At 37.3% G+C, this 23,498-nt stretch carries 16 protein-coding genes, 6 tRNA genes and 1 pseudogene; 7 read left to right on the top strand and 16 right to left on the bottom strand.

Annotation, left to right across the window (positions count from 1 at the left end):
* Positions 1-241 precede the first annotated feature (241 nt).
* The 4 genes from argB to BLS38_RS06190 all read right to left on the bottom strand — a co-directional run bounded on the left by argB (position 242) and on the right by BLS38_RS06190 (position 5,276).
* On the bottom strand, positions 242-1,147 hold the full coding sequence (gene argB / locus BLS38_RS06205) for an acetylglutamate kinase (protein ID WP_171258548.1): 906 nt from the start codon (positions 1,145-1,147) through the stop codon (positions 242-244).
* 37 nt (positions 1,148-1,184) lie between these two features.
* A complete protein-coding gene (locus BLS38_RS06200) occupies positions 1,185-2,618 on the bottom strand; it encodes a phosphomannomutase/phosphoglucomutase (RefSeq protein ID WP_092747756.1) in 1,434 nt (477 codons plus the stop codon).
* A 140-nt stretch (positions 2,619-2,758) separates the two neighbouring features.
* Complete coding sequence (gene dut, locus BLS38_RS06195; RefSeq protein ID WP_092747754.1) at positions 2,759-3,211, bottom strand: dUTP diphosphatase; 453 nt, start codon at positions 3,209-3,211, stop codon at positions 2,759-2,761.
* A 19-nt stretch (positions 3,212-3,230) separates the two neighbouring features.
* Positions 3,231-5,276 carry a UvrD-helicase domain-containing protein gene (locus BLS38_RS06190; protein WP_092748022.1) on the bottom strand — a complete coding sequence of 682 codons (2,046 nt, stop codon included), beginning with the start codon at positions 5,274-5,276 and terminating at the stop codon, positions 3,231-3,233.
* Between the two features lie 359 nt (positions 5,277-5,635).
* Between BLS38_RS06190 and BLS38_RS06185 the strand changes: the two genes are divergently transcribed.
* Entirely contained in the window at positions 5,636-6,109 is a 474-nt protein-coding gene (locus tag BLS38_RS06185) for a DIP1984 family protein (RefSeq protein WP_092747752.1), read from the top strand.
* 335 nt (positions 6,110-6,444) lie between these two features.
* Here BLS38_RS06185 and BLS38_RS06180 read toward each other — a convergent pair whose 3' ends face one another.
* Both BLS38_RS06180 and BLS38_RS06175 read right to left on the bottom strand, forming a co-directional pair.
* The gene (locus tag BLS38_RS06180; protein WP_092747749.1) at positions 6,445-7,056 is read right to left on the bottom strand and encodes a nucleotidyltransferase family protein; all 612 of its coding nucleotides are present in this window, start codon (positions 7,054-7,056) and stop codon (positions 6,445-6,447) included.
* Between the two features lie 101 nt (positions 7,057-7,157).
* Positions 7,158-8,624, bottom strand: coding sequence for an alanine/glycine:cation symporter family protein (locus BLS38_RS06175; protein ID WP_092747747.1), 1,467 nt, complete (start codon positions 8,622-8,624; stop codon positions 7,158-7,160).
* A gap of 421 nt (positions 8,625-9,045) precedes the next feature.
* Between BLS38_RS06175 and BLS38_RS06170 the strand changes: the two genes are divergently transcribed.
* The 4 genes from BLS38_RS06170 (at position 9,046) to BLS38_RS06155 (ending at position 15,451) form a co-directional block, all read left to right on the top strand.
* Positions 9,046-9,744, top strand: coding sequence for a nitroreductase (locus BLS38_RS06170; RefSeq protein WP_425283471.1), 699 nt, complete (start codon positions 9,046-9,048; stop codon positions 9,742-9,744).
* Positions 9,745-9,794: 50 nt separating this feature from the next.
* A complete protein-coding gene (gene yccS / locus BLS38_RS06165; RefSeq protein WP_092747745.1) occupies positions 9,795-11,966 on the top strand; it encodes a YccS family putative transporter in 2,172 nt (723 codons plus the stop codon).
* A gap of 86 nt (positions 11,967-12,052) precedes the next feature.
* Positions 12,053-12,613: a YcxB family protein gene (locus tag BLS38_RS06160; protein WP_092747743.1), complete on the top strand. Its 561-nt coding sequence runs from the start codon at positions 12,053-12,055 to the stop codon at positions 12,611-12,613.
* A 141-nt stretch (positions 12,614-12,754) separates the two neighbouring features.
* A complete protein-coding gene (locus tag BLS38_RS06155) occupies positions 12,755-15,451 on the top strand; it encodes a PepSY domain-containing protein (RefSeq protein ID WP_092747741.1) in 2,697 nt (898 codons plus the stop codon).
* 75 nt (positions 15,452-15,526) lie between these two features.
* On the opposite strand, the gene BLS38_RS06150 is transcribed toward BLS38_RS06155, so the two are convergent.
* Complete coding sequence (locus BLS38_RS06150) at positions 15,527-16,945, bottom strand: glycoside hydrolase family 32 protein (protein ID WP_213030503.1); 1,419 nt, start codon at positions 16,943-16,945, stop codon at positions 15,527-15,529.
* Positions 16,945-18,318 (bottom strand): PTS transporter subunit EIIC, encoded by a 1,374-nt coding sequence (locus BLS38_RS06145; protein WP_244518205.1) that lies wholly within the window; start codon positions 18,316-18,318, stop codon positions 16,945-16,947. The genes BLS38_RS06150 and BLS38_RS06145 overlap by 1 nt, the downstream gene beginning before the upstream one ends.
* Positions 18,319-19,246: 928 nt before the next feature.
* On the opposite strand from BLS38_RS06145, the gene BLS38_RS06140 reads away from it, so the two are divergent.
* Positions 19,247-20,392, top strand: a complete 1,146-nt coding sequence (locus BLS38_RS06140) for a TDT family transporter (RefSeq protein ID WP_092747737.1) — start codon at positions 19,247-19,249, stop codon at positions 20,390-20,392.
* A gap of 438 nt (positions 20,393-20,830) precedes the next feature.
* Positions 20,831-21,763 carry an MFS transporter gene (locus BLS38_RS06135; protein WP_092747735.1) on the top strand — a complete coding sequence of 311 codons (933 nt, stop codon included), beginning with the start codon at positions 20,831-20,833 and terminating at the stop codon, positions 21,761-21,763.
* A gap of 30 nt (positions 21,764-21,793) precedes the next feature.
* On the opposite strand, the gene BLS38_RS06130 is transcribed toward BLS38_RS06135, so the two are convergent.
* The 8 genes and pseudogenes from BLS38_RS06130 to BLS38_RS13135 all read right to left on the bottom strand — a co-directional run.
* A tRNA-Val gene (locus BLS38_RS06130) sits at positions 21,794-21,869 on the bottom strand.
* A gap of 34 nt (positions 21,870-21,903) precedes the next feature.
* Positions 21,904-21,980: transfer RNA gene (locus tag BLS38_RS06125), tRNA-Asp, on the bottom strand.
* A 40-nt stretch (positions 21,981-22,020) separates the two neighbouring features.
* Positions 22,021-22,096 (bottom strand) — tRNA-Val (locus tag BLS38_RS06120).
* A 34-nt stretch (positions 22,097-22,130) separates the two neighbouring features.
* A tRNA-Asp gene (locus BLS38_RS06115) sits at positions 22,131-22,207 on the bottom strand.
* A 34-nt stretch (positions 22,208-22,241) separates the two neighbouring features.
* Positions 22,242-22,318, bottom strand: a tRNA-Asp gene (locus BLS38_RS06110).
* Between the two features lie 25 nt (positions 22,319-22,343).
* A tRNA-Val gene (locus BLS38_RS06105) sits at positions 22,344-22,419 on the bottom strand.
* Between the two features lie 125 nt (positions 22,420-22,544).
* Positions 22,545-23,099 (bottom strand): L,D-transpeptidase, encoded by a 555-nt coding sequence (locus tag BLS38_RS06100; protein WP_244518217.1) that lies wholly within the window; start codon positions 23,097-23,099, stop codon positions 22,545-22,547.
* A pseudogene (locus BLS38_RS13135) lies at positions 23,076-23,432 on the bottom strand (YbaN family protein); the annotation flags it as partial. The pseudogene BLS38_RS13135 and the gene BLS38_RS06100, both read right to left, overlap by 24 nt.
* Positions 23,433-23,498 lie beyond the last annotated feature (66 nt).

Here is a 23,498-nt window from a genome sequence, read left to right as displayed (position 1 = left end):
AGAGCCTTAATCTTGTAAATGGATTTTTATGTTGTTCTTTATTCTTTTTTTGAATAAAGAAATGCAAGATAAAAATAATATTTATTTATCATATATTTATATAAATCCCAATTTTAATATTTAAGCCAACAAAGAAATCAAATATTACATATTTTTTAAAAAATGAGATCTAATCCAATATTACAAAGGCGCTATAAAGTGGAAAATCATATATCCACTTTATATTTTTAATGTCAAAAGCTTATTTATGTCCCAAGCGATTAGAAATCAGTGTGCCTACACCATGGTCGGTAAATACCTCAAGCAAGGTAGCATGCGGTACACGGCCATCTACAATATGCGCACTCACTACCCCTCCTTTTACTGCATCTAATGCACAACCAACTTTAGGAATCATGCCGCCATAAATTACACCTGTTTCAATTAAGCGATCAACTTCTTGTGTAGTCAAACCTGTCAATAACTGCTTATTTTCATCTAAAACACCGGTAATATTGGTGAGTAAAATGAGTTTTTCAGCCCCTAAGGCTTCAGCGACTTTACCTGCAACTAAATCTGCATTAATGTTGTACGTATCACCATGCTCATCTACCCCTAAAGGTGCGATTACAGGAATAAAGTCACCTTGAGTAAACATTTCGAGTACATCTGTTTTTACACCGACCACTTCACCCACCATACCTAAATCAATTTTTTCTATTGATCCGTCAGCATTTTTCTTTTCCATCAGCAATTTTTGAGCATGGAGTAAATTGCCATCTTTCCCTGTTAAACCAATGGCGCGGCCACCGTGTTGGTTAATCAAATTCACAATTGACTTATTTACACTGCCGCCAAGTACCATTTCAACCACTTCCATGGTGGCTTTATCTGTTACACGCATACCATCTATACGGTCAGATTCTTGTCCTAATCTTTTAAGGAGTGCATCGACTTGCGGACCACCACCATGTACAACAATTGGGTTAAGTCCTACAGTTTTCAGTAAAACAATGTCTCGTGCAAATGAGCTTTCCAGTGCTGGATCGGTCATGGCATTGCCACCGTATTTCACCACCAAAGTTTTACCTGCAAATCGTTGAATATAAGGCAAAGCTTCTGTTAGAACATGTGCTTTATCTAAACCCGTATGTTGGTGTTCCATGATATATCCTTTCATTTAATACTATTTTTATATCAAGCCGTCATGCATGCGCTTGTAAAATATCTGCTGCAATCGTTGGGTAATCCGGTAAAAACACCTCTGAAAAAGTGGTTTTAATCTGTTGTAATATCACGTCATTCACTGCATCGAAACGCACCGTTAAATACTCCCCTGTATTTGATGCCCGTATAATGCCAAAGCCTTCTGCAAAGTCTAATCGAATACCATCAATTTCTGTCAATTTTTCTTGTGTATTATGGCCATAAGATTGCTTAAAATGTTGGAGCAAAGTTTGTGCAGACACGCCTGTCGTTGCAATATAAGTATCCTCAGTAAAACAACGCTCTGGATAGTCTAAAAACAGATCAGAAAGCCCCATAGATGCTTTTTGTGAGAAGTATTCCATTAAACGTAAGCCTGCATACAAGCCATCATCATATCCCAAACCACGGCCATCATTAAAGACATAATGCCCTGCGTATTCACCACCAAAGACCGCTCGTGGATTTTCTGCCAAATAACGGCGCAAAAATGTACTGCCTGTACGAAGCATCGTGGCAGTACCACCATAACGCTGTGCCACATGTTCAATCATATTCGCACACTTCACATCAAATACAATTTCTTGCTGTGGGTACTGTTTCAAACACATTTCAGCAAATATACACATAAGCTGGTCTGGACTAATAATATTGCTGTTTTCATCGACCACCACCAAACGATCACCATCGCCGTCTAAAGCCAAACCAAGGTCTGCATGATGTTGTTTAACGGCGTCACACAATAAATTAAGATGCTGTCTTTTTGACGGGTCAGGGGCATGATCTGGAAAGTCACCATTGGCATAACAGCGTAGTGCAATCACTTTACAGCCAAGGGTATTCAAAATTACTTCGGCATACTGACCCGCTGCCCCGTGCATACCATCAACCACAACCGTCAGTGGTTTTTTTAACTGAATATCATGTTCTAACTGCGCAAGATATGCTTGTGCTGAAGGTATTTCAATAACCTCAGATACCTCAACAATTGGTAGAGTCAGATCAGCCAGATACTGCTGTTTCGCTAAGTGTGCAATATTTTGTATGTCTTCTGGCGTAGGCGGTGATTTGTGACTGAGCCACTTGATACCATGATCTGTTTTGGGATTATGACTTGCAGTAAGCATAATGCCTGAACCTGTTTTGGTCAGTTGTTGTGCCATAAAGTACATATATGGCGTGGAACAACACCCTAATGCTGTGACGTGTATATGTTGCTGAATCAAAATGTGCTGTATATAACTCGCATACATTTTGCCATCAAGTCGGGCGTCAAAACCCAACACAACATGGTCAATCTGTTGCTGTTTAAGCTGTATAGCAAAAGCGCGTGCAATCGCTACAAGTACATTTAAACGCAAATCTGACAAACGCCCACGTATGTCGTAGGCTCTAAAAATATGTGCAGGAAAGTCTTGTTGTGTTAACTGCATGTTTTGGCTTAACTATTTTAATATCATGCTAAATTGTCATCATTTATAGGACTATTGTAAATATTTTTCTACATAAAATTAAAAATGCTTAAAGTACCCCATAGATTTGTAACAACAATAGCACACCTATGGGGCTTAAATTATTGTTGGCCTGTATGACCAAAACCACCTGTACCACGTGAAGTTGCAACAAATTCAGTAACTTGTTCGAACTCTGCTTGCACTACAGGGACAAGTACATATTGTGCTAAACGTTCACCAGGTTCTAACGTAAATGCGCTTTGACCACGATTCCATACCGAAATCATTAACTCTCCTTGATAATCTGAGTCAATTAAGCCGACTAAATTACCCAAAACAATCCCGTGCTTATGACCTAAACCCGAACGTGGCAAAATCAAACCTGCAAACTGTGGGTCTGCAATGTAAATAGATAAACCCGTTTTAATCAGTACTGTTTGCCCGGCTTCAATCGTCATGGCTTCATCTATACAAGCACGTAAATCTAAACCTGCCGAACCTTGCGTCGCATAGTTAGGCAGTGGCCACGTTTCACCCAAACGAGCGTCTAAAATTTTTACTTGAACTTTCATTGATGTTTCCTTGTACTGATTAATGTTTATGTTTCAACATACTGCGTAAGTTTTCCAAATAGGTTTTGGCTTGCTCTTTGGGATCTACATGCTGATTTATTTTCTTTTTTCGACCAAGCCAATGAATATCGTCTTGTGGCAACTCATCTAAAAAGCGACTCGCAGTCATTTGTTTCATTTGACCACCTGCTTTGCGTTGCTCGGCTAAAGTTAAGGTTAGCCCTTGTCTTGCACGAGTAATTCCCACATACATTAAACGACGCTCTTCCTCTATGGTTTCAGCTGCAATCGAGTTTTTATGTGGTAAAAGCTCTTCCTCTAAACCAATCATATATACATACGGAAATTCAAGACCTTTTGCCGCGTGCAAGGTGAGTAAATTTACTTTATCGGTGTCTTCTTCCTCTTGTTGTTGCTCGAGTAAATCCAGTAACACCATTTTACGAATCACACTTTCAATGTTTTTGTCATCGACATTTTCAGCACGGTTAATCAAGCTTTGAATACTGGTATACAGTGTTTCAATGTTATCTAATTTGGTTTTTTCTTGTGCAGGTGTAGCCGCTTGCTCTCGCACGTAGTCAATGTAACCTGTTTCAGTAATCATCTGCCGTATAATTGGCACAGGATTGTCATCTTCTAGTAACTCACGGGTATACTTTTGCATAAAATCAGAAAATTCGAACAAATGTGAGCAAATTTTCTTAGATAAAACCATCGCTAAGCGTTGATCGCCTGCGGCCATAAGTAATGACAAATGATTTTCTTGAGCAAACAAACCAATTTTTTCTAAAGTGACAGGCCCTATAGAACGCTTAGGTGTATTAATAATACGTAAAAATGCACTGTCATCTTCAGGATTAATAATCAGGCGCAGATAGCTCATAATGTCTTTAATTTCACTACGTGCAAAAAAAGACGTACCACCAGAAAGTTTATACGGAATTTGGAGTTGGCGTAGATAGGTTTCTAAAATACGTGCCTGAAAGTTTCCTCTATACAGCACGGCGTAATCTTTCCAACTTTTACCATTCATTAGTTTATGGGTAATAATATCTTGTGATACACGCTCAGCCTCATCGTCATCATTACGACAGGTAATAATACGGATTTCTTCACCGTGACCTTTATCACTCCATAACTTTTTATCAAAAATATGGGGATTATTTCCAATCACATGATTGGCTGCCTTTAAAATACGACTGGTTGAACGATAGTTTTGTTCAAGTTTAATCACGTTTAAGTTGGGAAAATCTTCTTTCAGTAGTCCCATATTTTCAGGCTTTGCACCACGCCATGCATAAATCGACTGGTCATCATCGCCTACCGCAGTAAACTGCCCCATTACACCAACCAAAAGTTTGACTAAAATATACTGTGCTGTGTTGGTGTCTTGATATTCATCGACCAATAAATAACGCACACGGTTTTGCCATTTGTCTCGTACTTCAGCATTTTCTTGTAGCAACCGTGTTGGTAATACAATCAAATCATCAAAATCGACTGCATTATAGGCACGTAAGTTACGCTCATACAGTTGATACAAATAGGCAAAGCGAACATCTTCTTCTGTTTCACAGGTTTGATGGGCTTGCTCTGGGATAATTAAGTCATTTTTCCAATCAGATATTTTTTTCATGACTTTAGCAATTAGTTCTTTGCTTTCCGCCCCTGACAAATTATCTTGATGCATCAAGTCCATTAAAATGCGTTTGCAATCATCTGCATCTAAAATAGAAAAGTTATTTTTAAGGGGTAAATGTTTAAGTTCTAAGCGTAATAAATTCAAGCCGAAGGTATGAAAGGTCGATACCGACAAGCCCTTTGCTTCTTCTTTTGATAATAACTTGCTCACCCGCTCTTTCATTTCCCGGGCAGCTTTATTGGTAAAAGTCATTGCGGTAATGCGATAGGCAGGAATACGACAGTTCTGTACCAAATGCGCAATTTTGCGGGTAATCACCGAAGTCTTGCCTGAGCCTGCACCTGCAAGAACCAATAATGGACCTTGCGTATATTTCATTGCTTCAAGCTGCTTGTCGTTAAGTTGACTTGCTGATGACATCTGCATTCTCTTCGCCAATTGGAGCATGATTATAGTCATGTCATGGCGATATTTCTAATACTTCTCAAATAGAGTGTTTAAAATATGGCTTGGTCGCACTACTTGGCTAAAAAAATTTAAATCAATACTGTCGCTTTTAAACCTAACATGTATGTTCATTTGTCCAAATTACAGACAAACCATCTCGCTCAAACCTTTCTTTATACTCGTCAAAACAACATTAGATCTACCCCAAAAGAAGCTACTTTCACATGGCAATAGCACTTGGGTTTAATCTGATTTTTTAAGGCTTTAAAGACCAACGTAAAAAATTACTTTACACTACAGATAAACCCACCCATAAAGTAACCGATACTATAATGAAACTCGCAGAAGCATTACTCATTCGCAGTGACCAACAGAAGAAAATCTTGTCTTTAAAACAGCGTATTAACAACAACGTGTTGGTACAAGAAGGGAGTGAACCGTCAGAAGACCCCAATACCTTATTCACTGAACTGTTTAATCTTATTTCAGAGCAACAAAAACTGATTTATCGCATTAACCTCACCAATGCCAATACGCTCTTAGAACAGAATCAATCACTGCTTGAGTTAATTATGCAAAGAGATGCTGCCGTTGAGCGACATAAAATTTTAGTGTCTACCATCGAGCAAGCGCATAAAGAACCTGATCGTTATAGCTCAAGAGAAATTAAATGGAATAAAACCATTACAGTCTCAAGTTTTCAAAAACAGGCAGACGACACCGCTGCAAAAATTAGAGATCTAAATATACGCATTCAAGCCACAAATTGGCAAATTGATCTCATTAATGATATAAAACACACTTAAGCATCTGCTTAAAATAATTGAATATACTGTGCGAGTACAAGATCCCTACAACACAATACAGGATTGAAAATTGTATAGTGTCTATGGGGGCAAGGGGGCGTGCCCATTTTTTACAATGTAGCCCATCACCCCTCACAACTTAAACCTTTGTATTTACAAAGTTATATCTGACCCATTATCACCATGTGCTGGCAGTATATTCAATCTATTATCAAAACTGCTTTAAAATGTAATTAAATTAAAGACGAGCGATTTCTTTTGAGTAAATGTAAATACTGCTATATTTCAAAATATTCAAACTTGATACAAACCATCAAAAATATCATTGATAAGACTTAAAGATAAATAGGTTCGTATTCAAAGTACAGTCCCCTATCTAAAGGTGCGACTAATGTCAACTGAGGCCAGCGATGCATAAATCTTTTCTCAGTTATTCTACGATTAAACACAGCTTCGCTAACAAGATTTTTATTCCAACGTAATCTTAATTCAAATAAGTCAGTTAAACCAAAAGGTGCAATTAACTCAAACTCACCCTGTTTTGTAAGCCGTATAGCAACTGCTGTTGCTGTTTCTGGCCATAAAGACAATGCATGCCAAACAGACTGCAAGGGTAAAATAGATTGATTTTGGTCTATTTTATACCATGTATGTACTTCGGCTTGGTTGGTAACATCCCACTCATAATTTGGAAATTGTTTAGACAGTTCATGTTCTATATGTTGCTTTTTTTGTTTGTTTTGCTCATATTTATCATAATAAATCACGTCAATTTCAGTAATCGTTTCCTCATAACCATGTAAGCCAGACCAAATACCATTTCGTAAGATACCCGCACTAATATACCAGTCATCACTCAATTGAGAGAGTACATATAAAACATTGTATATATTTTTATTTTCTAGCAAAAAATGCTTCAACTGCACCCGATAAAAGGCTTCTGGCATATTACTCAATCATTACACCTTGCGATCTTCAATACAAAAATTAAGGCAACGACATCAATGTCGTTGCCTTAATCATTACACAGAAATGTATTTAAAATCGATTACCAAATATCTGTTTTAATTTTTTTCTTTAACTCAGGGTGATCATCTAACTTAAATATTGGATTTTCAATCCCTGCTTTTTGCTGTTTACGATAATCTTTTAAAATAATCAGTAAAAATGGCATCAGCAGTAAAATTGCAGCAAGGTTTAATGTGGCCATAATGCCCATAGATAAATCTGCCATATTCCACACCAATGGCACGCTCGTTACAGTTCCAAAATAGACCATGAACAAGACCAACAATCTAAATACAAACATGACTTTTGGGCTGTTTTTAATAAACTGTACATTACTTTCAGCATAGGCATAATTACCTAGTATAGATGAATAACAGAATAAAAAGAGTAAAATGGCCAATAAATCACCACCCCAAGGGCCAAGCTGACGCTCTAATGCACGTTGTGTCAACTCTACACCCACATAACCCGTTTCAGTGTATGCACCTGAAATTAAAATAATCATGGCCGTACACGTACAAATCACAAAGGTATCTACAAATACACCAAGCATTTGCACTAAACCTTGGTTTACAGGGTGGCTGACATCCGAAGCAGCGGCGGCATTTGGTGCAGAACCCATACCCGCTTCATTTGAAAATAGACCACGCTTTACACCTTGCATTAAGGCCATCGATACCATTGAACCGAAGAAGCCCCCGGCAGCTGCATCAAACTGAAATGCTTTGGTAAAAATCAAACCAAAAATATGAGGAACTTGGTCATAATTAATGGCAATAATATACAGGGTAACAGCCAAATATAGCCCTGCTTTCACAGGAACAAAGACTTCTGCCAATTTTGCAATACGGTGAATACCACCAAAAATTGCAATTCCTGTAAGTACGACCAATGCCAATCCGACCCAAGAAAGACTCATACCTACAAATGGTAAATGCAGTTGGTATTGATCCCAACTCCATGCATGTGAGGATGCGCTGGCCATTGCATTGGCTTGTACAGAGTTAAATACAAAGCCATACGCTAAAATTAATGACAATGCAAAGACAATACCAAACGTCTTACTTTTTAAACCAAGGGTAATATAGTACGCAGGTCCACCACGAAAGCGTTGATTATGAGGATCACGAATTTTAAACAATTGTGCTAAAGACGACTCAACAAATGCCGAGCTCATACCTACAATTGCAGTCACCCACATCCAAAACACTGCACCGGGGCCACCTATTGCAATTGCGATTGCAACACCACCAATATTACCTACACCTACACGACTTGCTAAACCAGTCACAAATGCTTGAAATGCTGTAAGGCCTTGCTCTTGTTGCGGTTGACGAGAGCTTTTCATCACTCGAATGCTTTCAAAAAACATACGTAATTGTACGCCACCCGTTACCAGCGTATAAATAATACCCACAGCCAACAAGAAAATGACTAAGAAATCCCACAAAGGGTCATTTAAATGGTTGATCCACCCCATGAGCAAGTTATTAAGTTCCTGATTCATTCAGACATTTATCCTTGTATAAAAGTGATGCTAAAACGCGAAGGCAATATCAACTGTGATCTACTTTCACAACAACCCACATTGCGCCACAATGAAACATTGTACACATCAAAAATAATCCATTGCACTACAGCATATCAATAAAAACTCAACATGCCCCATTTTAAAACCACACTATTCTACATCACGCACTGAAAAATAGCTTAAATTTCAAAACAGGCAATTATACGCATTCGAACCTTTAAACCAAGTTTTATTTAAGCTGTCTTTTAAAAATAAAAAGTACATTAAATGCACCTTATTTTAGATACTGATCTATAAATATATTTACTCATCTAGAAAAAAATCAGTATGCTAATCACTCTTGACTGACCACAATGAGTGATATATGACGACCCTACCCGACCATATCAACACTAATATGTTAACCAAAGCGGTTGATCAAACCATCAACTCAAGATATTCCGTTCGTGCATTTTTAAAAGATCGGGAAGTTTCTCGCTCAGTGATTGAAGATATTTTACAGGTGGCATGTCGTGCACCGTCTGGTACAAATACACAGCCGTGGAAAGTCTATATCGTCTCAGGAAAATCACGTGAGCGGATTGTAGAGCGTGTTTGCCAAGCTCAACTTGACATCAATAACGGTAAAATTGATGCATCACAGTACCAAGAAAGTTTTAAATACTACCCAGAACAGTGGGTTTCCCCATATATAGACCGTCGCAGACAAAATGGTTGGGCATTGTATGGCGTACTCAATATTCAACGTGGTGAAAAAGAAAAAATGGCTGCACAGCAACTCCGAAATTTTAAGTTTTTCGATGCACCTGTTGGCTTATTTTTTACTGTAGATCGAGTGATGGGTATCGGTGCAAAAATGGATATTGCCATGATGATGCAAAACGTTATGTTAGCCAGTAAAGCACGTGGCTTAGACACCTGCCCACAAGCAGCATGGAATCACTTTCATCAAATTGTATTACAAGAATTAAATGCACCTACGACTGAAACATTAGTCTGTGGTATGGCTTTGGGTTATGCAGACCCTGATGCTGTTGTCAATCAACTGCAAACTCCTCGTGAAAGTATCGTAACATTTAGCCAATTTTTAGATTAAACTCGAAAAAACACACTTTCATATTTTCGTTAAAGCATAGGAATAATGCATTGAACTTTGGATTTCGCCGTATTCATCAAATCACTTACAATTCGTCATTAATTTATAATTTTCGAATGGCGATTGCTTTTTTAGGTACGGCGTTTATTCCATATTTTCTAAACTTTCAATTGGCAACCATTCCACTGACTCTAGGGGTTGTTGCCGCGGGTTTAAGCGACATTGATGATCGCTTTACAGTACGGCTAATGAATCAGCTATATACTTATCTCGGATTTTTTGTCGCAGCCAGTGCAATACAACTGCTTTTCCCCTATCCTGTCGTTTTTGCCATTAGTTTACTATTTGCCTGTATTGCTTGGATTTTACTTGGCTCATTAGGCCGTAGGTATGCCACAATTTCCTATGGCTGTTTGGTCGTATCTGTGTACAGTATGTTAGGAGTACATCTATTCGACTCATGGTACATACAACCTCTTTTATTGGTTACAGGGGCTGCGTGGTATGGCCTGATTTCAACGATTGTCTATTTGTTATTTCCCATTCGCCCTGTACAAGACACTTTGGCCAAATGCTATACCGCATTAGGTCATTTTTTATCTGCAAAGGCCAATTTATTTGATGTAGACATGACGACCCAGAGCTATAAACAAAGTTGGATTACGCTCTCTAAAGAAAATGGCACACTCATTAAACTATTTAATGAAATGAAAGTGGCTTTACTCACCCGTTTAAAAGGCGACCGTGGACGTAAAAGTACCAGACGTAGCTTACAGTATTACTTTGTAGCACAAGATATTCATGAACGTGCTGACTCCGCCCATATTGATTACCAACGGTTGGCTGAACATTTTAAACACAGCGATATTGTCTTTCGTTTCCAACGCTTGTTGTCTTTACAAGCCAATGCTTGCCGTGATTTAAGTCAAAATCTGCATAAAAATACACGCTATAAACATGACAGCCGTTTTAAAGTCATTTTTGAAAATTTATATACGTCACTTAACCGGTTACATTTGGACTACCCCAATGACCCTATCTGGATTAATGCATTCAAGTCACTGTATAAAAACTTAAAATCTATTGATAGCCAACTGTATAACTTAGAAACAGAACAAGCCATAACTACACAAGAAATGCATAAAGAAGGCCTGTTAAAAGATGATGATTTAAAAGGTTGGGCAGATATCGTTTCTAGAGTGAAACAAAATTTCACGCCAGAGTCTGTATTATTTCGCCATGCTATACGAGTATCTTTAGTCCTTTTTTGTTCTTATCTATTTATTCAGATCACCAATATTCATTACGGCTTTTGGGTACTACTCACAGCACTCTTTGTGAGTCAGCCTAACTTTAATGCGACAAAAAGACGGCTTAGGCTACGCATTATTGGCACTATTTTTGGTGTTATCGTTGGGTCAGCCATTTTGTACTTTGTACCAAGTACTGAAGGCCAACTACTTATTTTGGTCATTAGCGGTATTTTATTTTTTGAACTACGCAGTCAACAATATGCACAAGCTACTGCATTTGTGACCATTTTAGCCCTCATCAATTTCAACCTCGATGGTGGTTTAGGCTATGAAGCGGCTTGGCCACGAATACTCGATACACTTATTGGCTGTTTCTTTGCATGGCTTGGGGTTTCTTTTATTTTTCCAGACTGGAAGTTTCGATCTCTTGGCACCAATATTCAAAAGGCCTTTAATACACAATGCCAATACTTAGCAGAAATTATTGAACAATATCATCATGGTAAAAATGACAACTTAGATTATAGAGTCATTCGCCGCGCAGCACATAATAGTGATGCCGAGCTTGCATCTGTTATTTCTACACTGGCCACAGAACCTGATTATGACCCGCAAAAAAAAGAACTGGCATTTGATTTATTGTGTTTGAACCATACTTTCTTAAGTTATATTGCAGCACTTGGCGCACACCGTGCTCAAATTACAGACACAGATATATTAAAAATATTAAATCAATCACTTGATGACATACAAGGTGCATTAATACGTGATGAATTCCCAGACTTAAATGCCAATAATATGCTACAAAACATTCGTGACCGCTTAGTGAAACAAACTACAGAAGATGATTTAACCATTATTATCTTACAGCAACTGTCTTTGATGTTTGGCATTTTAGATCAGCTTCGGAGCTTAAAACAAAACTTGAGCTATGAACAAGATGAAAGCAATCATTTTGCTCCAGTCTAAACGCCAATAAATTGCTGTAATATACTCACCACAACATCGTTTAATGATACACTTTTTACAGATTAACTCTTTATAACTATTTAACTATGAACACGAAAAACGTATATGCATATACCTTACAGCCTGTAAGCTATGAAGTATCTGAAGCAGAACAACGTCAGGCACAGCTCACGATTTGGCGCAGTACCAATAAAATTGGCACCAAAGCATGGGCAATTATGGGTGCAGTCGTACTTTTAGCCATTTTAGGAATTGTTTTCATTAAAAACTATTCAACAATATTTTGTTGGGTTGCGATTGCCTGTGTTGCCATTTACGTACTCATTCGCAAATTTGCTCTAGAGTGGTATGTTAAACGTAAAATGAACGAAACTCCTGCAGAAAAAATTCAAGGTATCCGTTTAGGCGTACAACCCACAGGTATTGTCATGCGTCAAAAAATGGGTGTACAAGAAGGTGTTGCTTCTATTGCATGGAAAGATATTTATGAGTGGTATGATACTGCTGAATTTTTATTGCTTAGTTTTAAAGTCAAAGGACAACAAGGTGCCTACATTTTACCAAAACGTATGGACAGCAAAAATTTTCCATTCTCAACCATTCGCAAACATTTAAAACAATCTGTTGGTGACGCAAAAAAAATCTAAAGCGTTGAGTGAACCCCTGATATATAGGGGTTCCACTAAATCCAAATGATAATAAATATTATCTGTAAAACAATAGCATTTAAAAACAATTATTAGCTATAATTATCCTAACTTTTTTGGTCACTTGTTAGTTCTATTCCCATGCTTAAAAAGACCCTATTTCAAATCCACTGGTTTCTCGGAATTACAGCAGGACTTATTTTATCGTTAATGGGCGTTACAGGTGCCATTTACTCTTATGATCAACAAATTTTAAAATGGATCAATGAAGACAGCTACACTGTACAAATACCTGCGCAACAATCGAAACTAACACCAAGTGAGTTATATCAAAAACTGATTGAAAAAGATGCCAAACTTCAAATCAATAGCATTACTATTGTAAATGAGGCAGATGCATCTTCAATAGTGAATATTAAAAAAGAAGGCGAGCGTCGTGGTTTCAACCTCATGGTCAACCCATATGATGCGACAACTTTGCCTGAAATTAAAGGCAGAGAGCTTTTGCAATTTATACAACAACTACATAGAAATTTAACATTTGGCCCTGTAGGTAAACAAATTACAGGTGCATGTGCGCTGATGTTAATTTACTTTGTACTCAGTGGTTTATATTTAAGATGGCCTAAAAAACACTCCATTAAACAGTGGCTCGCCATTAAACCTAAATTGAAAGGCAGAAACTTCATTTGGGATTTACATGCTGTTATTGGTACTTGGGTGGTTGTGTTCTATCTACTCTTTGCAGTCACTGGTCTATACTGGTCGTATGACTGGTGGCGTGATGGAATGTTTAAAGTCCTTGGTGTAGAAAAACCACAGCAAATGCAAGCACCAGAAGCCGGGCAAAAACCAGAAGGCATGCAAGGACAAGGTCGTCCTCAAAATACTGGAAAGCCTGATGGCATGCAAGCTCAAGGTCGCCCCCAAAATAGCGAAAAACCTGAAGGTATACAGGGCCAAGATCGTCCTCAAAATGGTGGAAAACCTGAGGGTATGCAAGGAAATGGTTTTGATAAAGGTCCAAACAAAACCAGTATTTCAACAGCACAAATCGAGTCTGCATTATCTCAAACATGGCAAGGCTTTAATCAACAATATAAAAATGGTTACTCAAGCATCACACTCAATATACCTCAAGCGACGAATGGAAAAATAGACCTCAGCTTTGTTGATGCTGATATACAACACGAAAGAGCGCGCAATAGTGCAAGTTATAACTATACAACACAAAGTATAGATAACTTAAAGCTCTATAGTGACAAAAAGTTAAACGATAAAATTATGTCTAGCATGCTGCCTGTACATAGAGGTAGTTTCTTTGGCCCTATTTGGCAGTTTGTAGCGATGCTTGCATCCTTGGCTATGCCATTATTTTTTGTTACAGGTATTATGTTATACCTCAAACGTAGAAAACAAAAAAAGTTAACCAAACTGGCCAAGACGCAAATTGCACCCGTAGTTGCAGACAATAGCGCCCCAACATGGCTTATCGTATATGCATCACAAACAGGCATGTCTGAACAATTGGCTTGGCGTACAGCATCAAGTTTGCAAGAAGCAAAACAGACAGCACATATTAAATCTATTCAACACATCACACTCGATGATCTAAAAAATCATACACAAATTTTATGGGTTGTGAGTACCTATGGCACAGGTGATGCACCTGACCTTGCCATCTCATTTAGTAAAAAAATCATGAGTCAAACGCTCGACTTATCACATGTAAAATATGCTGTATTGGCTTTGGGTTCAAAAGAATACTTTGAAACCTATTGTAGCTTCGGTCACCAAGTCGATAATTGGCTCAACAATACCGGTGCAACTTGCCTATTTTCAACCATTGAAGTTGATGACGGCCACGTTGAAGATATACAGAAATGGAATCAGCAATTAGTAAACGTCACTCAGCTGGAATTAAAAGATATTGATGTTGCGAAAAAAACATTTGATACGTGGACACTACAGCAAAGAAAACTTCTTAATGCAGATAGCCTTGGTCAACCTGCTTACCATATTGAACTGACTACACAAGCTGATATTACATGGAAAGCAGGTGATATTGCTGTGATTCAACCCATGAATAGCGAGCATCGTATTGCACAGTTCATACAACAACACAGCCTGACTACATTAAATACAGCTCAGGTCGCAGTTTTAAAGAATAAAGACCTTACGCATACAACAATTGAGGCGACTGATTTCGAGAGCATGCTTCATACACTTAAGCATTTACCATCAAGAGAATACTCTATTGCCAGTATTCCAGAGCAACAGCAACTCCAACTGGTTGTCAGACTTGCTCAAGATCAGCATGGTGAATACGGCTTAGGTTCAGGTTGGTTATGTCAACATACCCAACTCAATGAACAGATTGAACTACGTATACGTACCAATGAAGCATTTCATTTAATTGATGATAACCGCCCTATTCTACTGATCGGAAATGGAACAGGTATTGCAGGGCTTATGAGCCTATTGCAACAGCGCCAACGATTAAACTATACGGAAAATTGGTTAATTTGGGGCGAACGTCAGCGTTCTAAAGACCATTTCTACCAACAACAGCTCGAGCATTGGCAAGACTCAGGTCTACTATCTCGCCTAGATTTAGTATTTTCACGAGATCAAGATGCATGTAAATATGTACAAGATCAACTTTTACACATGGCTGATGATGTGAAAGCATGGATTGAACGTGGTGCAGTCATTTATGTATGTGGTAGTGTACAAGGTATGGCAACAGGTGTAGACCAAGCACTCAAAAATATTTTAGGCGAAAAAATGCTTGATGAACTCAGAGAGCATGACCGATATCGTAGAGATGTGTACTAAGCCAAAATAAAATAAAGCCGAGTAAATACTCGGCTTTATTGCAACAGCTAAATCAAATATAAATCACTTAGTGACTCATACTAAAGGCGCTGCTTCAAGCGTCCAATAATCAACATCTAATGCTGCACTACCACTAAATTTCAATACTGGTTCTTCATCTTGTGAGAAGTAGCGAGATGTCAAAGTACCTAAACCATCATTTACAAATATTTCAACACTTGAACGATCAAGTAGTATTTGCAATTTATTAACCGTTTGATCCCAATAACGCACCTCATTCACGTCACTGCTCAGTGATTTACGCGTCAATGTAATTCCCGTTGAATCACAAATCAGCCACAGCGTGTTTGAAATGTTTATTTCAAAACTACCTGTGTTCGATATTATCAGTTCTGCGCTTGATGCTTTGAAAGTTGGTAGTGTATCTGCTGTACCTGTAACATGTTGGTGCTCACGTCGCAGTGATTGCAACTCTTTTACAGGCAGTTGATACAGTAGACCATCTTTTATGCGGAGCTCACGTGGACAGCTCATCATATGAATCCAACCAAACTCTAAAGTCGGTTGTGAAAATTCATCTTGATCTGGAACGCCCATCCATCCAACAAGCAATCTTCTTCCATCTTCTGCTAATGTCGTTTGTGGTGCATAAAACTCATGCCCATGATCTAGCTCTAAAAAAGCACTGTGTGGATAATCAGCAGTACTGTAATCCAACTGCCCCAATAAGTATCCACATTGGTACATACTTAGATAACGTCTTTCTTCTGGTGCCACACCTTGAGGGCAACTAATTAATACGTCATGACCATCTAATCTAAATAAGTCAGGACATTCCCACATGTAACCAAATGGGCCTGTTTTTTTAAAATCACTACCAGCAATTTCACCCTTTAAAGTCCAGTTTTCAAGGTCTGGAGATTCTAATAGCAATACTTTACCTTGAAGCTTTAAGTCTTGTGCTGCAAGAACCATATACCATAGGCCATTTTCTTTCCATACTTTAGGGTCACGAATATGCCCAGTATAGCCTTCCAACTGACCAATCACAGCTTGCTTTTTAAACTCACCATCCTCACCTTGGCGTGCAATACACTGCCAAGCTGTTCTGTCTGCTTCAGTCTCACCAAGCATCACGTTGCCGGTATAGATGAGTACTAGTTGACCATCATCATTGACTGCAGATCCAGAAAAACAACCATCTATATCAAAATTTTCAGTAGGTAGTAATGCAACGGGTTCATGCTTCCAATGAACTAAGTCACTTGAGCTCCAATGTCCCCAAAACTTATTGCTATGGTCACAAGCCAATGGATTCCACTGGTAAAATAAATGATACTGACCATTAAATTGAATAAATCCATTTGGATCATTCAGTAAACCTGCAACAGGAGATAAATGCCATGTTGGGCGATATCTATCATTTGAATCTGTTGAATAGTTATTCATCACTGCATGCAGTGTTTGTTTAAGAAGTTGTATTTCTTTCATCATTAACTCTCTTTATCGTACTTAAATATTAAAGAAATAGAAAATGCAATTCCAAAAGAAATCGCGAGGCCAATAATTTGATTAATCAAAGATGATGCTTGAATAATTGCGAGTCCAGGTAACCCTGTCAAACCAACCCCTGTGGCATAAACCTTATTAAATACAACCCATGCACCACCGGCTGCTCCGCCGAGCATTCCTGCAACAAATGGTTTCACGTAACGTAAATTCACACCAAAAACAGCTGCTTCAACAGAACCAATCATGGCTGAGAAGGTTGCAGGAATCGCAATTTTGCGTACTTTTTCATTACGAGTTCTAAACCATACTGCTAAACATGCACCGCCTTGGGCAACGTTAGCCATTGACCAAATTGGGAGTAAATAGTTCACGCCAATTTTTGGGTTACTCAATAGTCCAGCTTCTATCGCATGGAAACTGTTTTGAATACCCGTCATTGCAATCACTGAGTACAAACCACCAAATAACATCCCTGCAAACCAACCTGTATGGTCAATTAAGGTTGTAAGTGAGAATGCAATGCCATCACCTAGCATTCGCCCTGCTGGCCCAATCAAAAGTATAGATACAAAGCCAGATATAATTAAAGTAATGACGGGTACAAAAATAACTTCAACGGCTTCAGGTACAAGACGTTTTAAAAACTTTTCAAGGTAACTCATAAACCATACGGTTAACAGTATTGGGAATACTGTACCTTGATACCCAATCATGGCCACTTGAAAACCATATAAGTCTAAAGTCTGGTAATGTCCCAGCCCTCCCCAAATATTGGCTAAGCTCGGATGAACCAACACCCCACCTAGCGTTGCACCAATATATGGATTTCCTCCAAAAACTTTTGCAGCATTAAAGCCAATCAGCACAGGCAAAATAATAAATGCTGCCGAGCTAAACACCCCTAATAAAATATAAATAGGATGATGTATATCCAACCAACCATAATTTTTAATTAAGCTTAATAGGCCCATGAGTAGGCCTGAAGCGATAATTGCAGGAATAAGTGGAATGAAAATTTTGGAGAGGGTATTTGCTATACGTTTAAAATAGCCTAGATTTTTTTTAGACTCTCTAGAGGCAGACTCTTTATTCGATACTTCATTAATTTGTGTGTAGTTAATAAACTCATCATACACATCATTAATTACACTACTACTAAAAGCAACTTGTACTTGCCCTGATTTACGAAAACTGGCTTTAACCCCTTTAATTTCATCAATCGCATTTAAATCTAATAAAGTATCATCTTCAAGTACGACTCTTAGTCGGGTTGCACAATGGATTGCTGAGTGAATATTATCCTTGCCACCCAAAAGTGGGACTAATTGTCGTACGATTGTCTTCACATCCATCATCTTGCACCAAAGGTTATTAATTTATTAATACTATTACAAGTAACACTTCATCAAAATATTCTTGAATAGCGATGAATTTCTTAGGATTACTTAATCACGCTCCGATGATGTTTATAATCTAGTTAGTGCTATTAAATATCGTGCTACTTGTATGTTAATTTATACAGCATTTCAATAGCATAACGGTAGTATAAAGTTATTGAAAATAAGTATTTAATGATCAAATACTAAGTTCCTTTAACAATAACATGAAGCTTAAAAAACCAAAAATAAACAGCATCACACTGAGTAAATTATAACTTAAATTTAGACTAAAATTAGAGTAATAAGAATTTGACACCTCTTTTCCTTTTAGCTTATAAAAAATATAAGATACTGTTTTATAAAAATTTTATAAAATTTAACACAATTTTAAATGTTTCTTTTAAGTCTTTCGTTAACAATATGTACTATTATTAATTTTAATGTAACATTATCTTATTTTGTACTATTTTTTTATCAAATTTAGCTGTATTCCATCTCTTTCATCTACTCATAATTAAAAAAATAGCTCAAAACTCTCATACCGCCGCATTATAGTAAAATACGATTTTTTGTAGTGTACTAAGAGATTTTCTTAGCAATATGACTAGAAATATCAATATTATCTTAACTAACAATCGGATGACCAATTTAGTAAATACGCATTAAGGCTGGATTTTAGACGTTTTTTGCATCATATTTTCACTTATAGCCCTATAAAAATAAATCAATTATATGTTTACGATAAAATGATAAGAAAACCAATCGAGTCAGATCAGTAGGTAAAATAATGTTTATAGCCCAAGCATCATATAAGTATTGCTGATGATTAAAATAAGAACTTATCACTTTTTCTAATATAAAAATCAAATTATAATATAAGCATTACTTAAAAAGTGACGTACCAATGAAAAAACCATTTTACATGCTCGATCATAAAATTAATCTTGTTCGACATTTCACCCCAAATTGGTTCACTGCAACTATGGGTACAGGTGTCGTTTCACTTGTTATTTCAGAGTTACCTCTATTTCAGCAGCAAATGTTTGTACTCGGCTATTTATTGTGGCTTTTTAACATTCTCCTATTTGTTACTTTTTCAGTGCTTTATACGCTTAGATGGTTTTTTTTCTACCATGAAGCCAAACTTATTTTAAAACATTCAAGTATGCTATTTTTTCTAGGTGCCATTCCAATGGGGCTCGCAACCATTATTAACGGTACTTTAAAATACGGGATTATACTATTTGGCGATCAAGTCATTGTATTTGCACATACTCTTTGGTATATAGATGCCGTTATTGCTGTATTTGTAGCAATATTTGTACCCGCCATGATGTTTACTCAACAAAAACACGAGCTTCATGGAATGACTGCAATTTGGTTACTTCCAATTGTTACAGCAGAAGTATGTGCAAGTTCAGGAGGTATTTTAATTGGTTTTACTCAAGACCCTCTAACAGCATTAACTCTACTAATTATAAGCTATATATTATGGGGTATTTCAATACTACCCGCTTTTTCTATTTTGACTATTTTATTTTTAAGAATGGCTTTACATAAACTACCAGACCAGCAAATGGCTATTTCAAGTTGTTTAGCATTAGGCCCGATTGGTACAGGCGCATTGGCTTTATTATTACTGGGTAAGCAATCAAGTCATGTTTTTATTTTAAATCACTTAAATAGCATGTCAGATACAATTTATGCTGTCAGTATTTTAGGGAGCCTCGTACTTATTGGATTTGGTTTTTGGTGGTTGGCAATTGCTATATTCACGATTTACAAACAGATAGGTCATCAATTCAAATTTAATTTGGGCTGGTGGGGGCTTACTTTTCCCTTTGGTGTATATACTTTAGCTATTTTAGAACTTGGCAAACAGCTCCATTTTAGTGGACTTATTTATATTGGCTATAGCTTTGCATACATTTTAATTACTTTGTGGATCTTCGTCTTTCTTAAAACTCTATTTGGCGCCTACAAAGGTATATTATTCTTGTCTCCATGTTTAATCTTAGAATTAAATAAAAAAAATAATAGAGTAGGCTAACCCCTACTCTCTTGTTCAATTTGACGTTCTTAAAAGTGTAAATAACGATACTAAACATCAATTCAAAGTACACATTAATACTAAACTAGGTAAAATATTAACGAGAGAAAATAGGCTTAATATAAGCAGAACTATAAAGTACTTTATAGAATAATGAACATTATTATACGTATTTAAGAATTATTTGAATAACTACCATACTTAAAACCGACTAGAGGTAATTTATTAAATGCACGCCAAACACTTATGGTCTATTTTTACACTGAGCTTATGTGCATTTAATATAATTTAGCTTACTTACAGATATTGCACAACAATTTCATGTTGAACCTAAAACCGTCGGTAATGCTGTATCCATATATGCAATTACAGGAGCAACTTGTGGATTACTTATGCCATTTATATTTAATCATTTAGAACGTAAACAATTAATTTTATATACTTTTATTTATATCCAATACGCTCACTATCTACGCCCAAAATATTGAAATGTTCTTTCTATTTCGATCTTTATGTGCAATAAGCCACGGCATATTTTGGGCGATAGTGACTGATTTTGCCATGAAAATAGTACATGAAAAGCATCGTGCTATGACATCTTCCATCGTTTTTAGTAGTATTCCATTGGCAACTGTCATGGGTATACCTACACTAAATTATATTGGTCAAAGAACACGCTGGGATACTGCATTTTTACTTATAAGCATACTTATTGCTATATGCCTTATATTTATTTTCATTTGCCTACCAAAAAATCATCATTCACAAATACCTCTAACAAATACACCATTATCTCATTCTAGAAAAAAATGGAGCTGGTTGCTCATTGGTATTACAGCAATGATTGCAACTGCACAATCTTGTGCATACACATATATTGAACCTTATATAAGATCACTGGCATTCTTTTCACAACAAAATTTAACACTGCTTTTAATTATATATGGTTTATCTGGGTTAATAGGTAATGTGATCACGATGCGTTTTATGCCTCATCATATTAAAAATTTAACACGTGTATTTTTAGTACTATTTTCAATCACAATGTTAAGCTTATATATATTAGCTACTCAAATTTCATTTTATAGTTTTGCATTATTGCTATTTTTTTGGGGAGTTTCAGCATCAATTTTATTTACAACTGTACAAACATGGGTCATTCTCATTACACAACAATACTCTAGTACAATGGCTGCGTTTAACTCTGCCATATTAAATTATGCTATTGCTTTGGGCGCTACATTCAGTGCATGGTTGGTATCTAATATTGGATTAACCAGTATATTTATTGCATCTGCCAGCATTTTACTGGTTGCGATAGTACAATTACAGTTTATGATAGTAAAAAATGAAGATAATAGATCGTTATAAAAAGAATGAGATGGGTATTTTATATTATTATGGTGGGCGCTGACGGGATCGAACCGCCGACATTCTGCTTGTAAGGCAGACGCTCTACCAACTGAGCTAAGCGCCCTTAAATCATAAGATTTAAGTTATAAGTCTTAAAATGGCGCAGCGGACGGGACTCGAACCCGCGACCCTCGGCGTGACAGGCCGATATTCTAACCAACTGAACTACCGCTGCATTACTTATTATATAGTCGACTTACTGACTGTATAATATATGGTGGGCGCTGACGGGATCGAACCGCCGACATTCTGCTTGTAAGGCAGACGCTCTACCAACTGAGCTAAGCGCCCTTAAATCATAAGATTTAAGTTGTAAGTCTTAAAATGGCGCAGCGGACGGGACTCGAACCCGCGACCCTCGGCGTGACAGGCCGATATTCTAACCAACTGAACTACCGCTGCAATTTTAAAACTTAACAAAACGACAATCTTGAAATGGCGCAGCGGACGGGACTCGAACCCGCGACCCTCGGCGTGACAGGCCGATATTCTAACCAACTGAACTACCGCTGCATTACTTCAAGACAATTAAGAGGCTTGGTGGGCGCTGACGGGATCGAACCGCCGACATTCTGCTTGTAAGGCAGACGCTCTACCAACTGAGCTAAGCGCCCTTTAAAACGTCTTTATCGTTTGTGAGGTGCATTATAGAGAATCTATACCAACTGTCAAATGCTTTTCAGTGTGTTTCTTTAATTTTAAGTTTAAATGATTAAAAAATAAGTACTTCTCAGCTTTTTTAGGTTAGTTTGTCTAAATCTAGAGCAGTTTTAGACAAATAGACCAAAGCATTTTCATTAACTGCATCAAATACTTCCATCAAAGCATCATTGTGCATGCGTATACAACCATGGGACAGCGGTATACCCATCTGATTTTTTTCAGGTGTGCCATGTATGTAAATATAACGAGAGAATGTATCTACACCTTCACCTAAATTTACGCCCTGCTCTAACCCCTTCAACCATAAAATACGTGTCAAAATCCAATCTCGATTTGGTTGCTCTGCACTTAGGCTTTCACTATATCGCTCTCCTGTTGCAACTCGACCAACGAATACACTGTTTTTAGGCGCTTCATATCCAATTTTTTGGGCAATACAATGCCAACCCAGTGGAGTTTTACCACTATTTTCTTCTTGGCCAATCCCGTTTTTACCTGAGGAAATTAAATACTTTTGCTTATTTTTTTTGAGGTACAAAATTTGTTGCGTTAAGTCGATTAAAATATCCGCATCATTTAATACTCTAGTCTGAGCTTTTACTTGTTTTTTTACTTCTGGCCTTAACCACAACCAAACAGCGACTACAAACATAATAAGATTGGTAAATATTTTGACCAATAGCGGTGCAGGCGTAAAGAGCATAATAATGGCACTCATGAGCATCATAATTGATGCCAACCACTTCGCTTTGCGAGGGACTGTACCATTTTCTCGCCAGTTTTTTAGTGTAGGCCCATATTTAGGGTGGTTTAATAACCATGCATCCATTTGTGGCCAGCCTTTTGATGATGCCCATGCAGCCAAAATTAAAAATACAGTCGTTGGCATGCCTGGTAAAATTGCACCAATAATCGCAAGTATAATAAAAATAATAACAAGCGTTCGCCAAAATACTGTTTTCATATTAGAACCTGATCAGCTATGTCTAAGGTATATTATAGTTAAGTTCTTTTATTGTCGCTGAGGTTT

It is taken from the genome of Acinetobacter boissieri (genome assembly GCF_900096955.1).
GTDB lineage: Bacteria > Pseudomonadota > Gammaproteobacteria > Pseudomonadales > Moraxellaceae > Acinetobacter > Acinetobacter boissieri.
The sequence above is the reverse complement of the archived record's forward strand: the minus strand, read 5'-3'. Positions and strand labels throughout refer to the sequence as shown.

Bases quoted from the DNA above. Each gene is read 5' to 3' on its own strand.
- BLS38_RS06200 (WP_092747756.1), bottom strand. From the start codon at position 2,618: ATGCAGTTAACACAACAAGACTTTCCTGCACATATTTTTAGAGCCTAC.
- dut (WP_092747754.1), bottom strand. From the start codon at position 3,211: ATGAAAGTTCAAGTAAAAATTTTAGACGCTCGTTTGGGTGAAACGTGG.
- BLS38_RS06190 (WP_092748022.1), bottom strand. From the start codon at position 5,276: ATGTCATCAGCAAGTCAACTTAACGACAAGCAGCTTGAAGCAATGAAA.
- BLS38_RS06185 (WP_092747752.1), top strand. From the start codon at position 5,636: ATGAAACTCGCAGAAGCATTACTCATTCGCAGTGACCAACAGAAGAAA.
- BLS38_RS06180 (WP_092747749.1), bottom strand. From the start codon at position 7,056: ATGCCAGAAGCCTTTTATCGGGTGCAGTTGAAGCATTTTTTGCTAGAA.
- BLS38_RS06175 (WP_092747747.1), bottom strand. From the start codon at position 8,624: ATGAATCAGGAACTTAATAACTTGCTCATGGGGTGGATCAACCATTTA.
- BLS38_RS06170 (WP_425283471.1), top strand. From the start codon at position 9,046: ATGTTAACCAAAGCGGTTGATCAAACCATCAACTCAAGATATTCCGTT.
- BLS38_RS06160 (WP_092747743.1), top strand. From the start codon at position 12,053: ATGAACACGAAAAACGTATATGCATATACCTTACAGCCTGTAAGCTAT.
- BLS38_RS06155 (WP_092747741.1), top strand. From the start codon at position 12,755: ATGCTTAAAAAGACCCTATTTCAAATCCACTGGTTTCTCGGAATTACA.
- BLS38_RS06150 (WP_213030503.1), bottom strand. From the start codon at position 16,945: ATGATGAAAGAAATACAACTTCTTAAACAAACACTGCATGCAGTGATG.
- BLS38_RS06145 (WP_244518205.1), bottom strand. From the start codon at position 18,318: ATGATGGATGTGAAGACAATCGTACGACAATTAGTCCCACTTTTGGGT.
- BLS38_RS06140 (WP_092747737.1), top strand. From the start codon at position 19,247: ATGAAAAAACCATTTTACATGCTCGATCATAAAATTAATCTTGTTCGA.